Source organism: Pseudomonas sp. AC463 (genome assembly GCF_979253585.1).
Genome location: NZ_CEEDDZ010000808.1, coordinates 1 through 258, shown reverse-complemented (window position 1 = coordinate 258; position 258 = coordinate 1). Strand labels below are relative to the sequence as shown.

Annotated in this window: 1 protein-coding gene; it reads right to left on the bottom strand. The window is 62.4% G+C overall.

The features are described from left to right. A partial coding sequence (locus AC0IYH_RS32465) for a PAS domain-containing protein (RefSeq protein ID WP_471838461.1) occupies nt 1–258 on the bottom strand: 258 nt, incomplete at both ends.

Here is a 258-nt window from a genome sequence, read left to right as displayed (position 1 = left end):
GACCTGGTCGCCGTCGCGGATCGGCAAGGCCCGCCCGAGAACCCAGCGATAGGTGCCGTCGAAATGTTTCAGCCGGTATTCGATGTCATAGGGATCGCCCGTTTCGAGGCTGTGGCGCCACACCGACCAGGCGCGATCCTGATCGTCGGGATGAAAGATGTCGTTCCACGCCTCGCCGTCGGTCGACCCCTGCGGCACGCCGATGAATTCATACCAGCGCGCATTGTAATAATCGTGGAAGCCGTCCGGCAGCGTCGA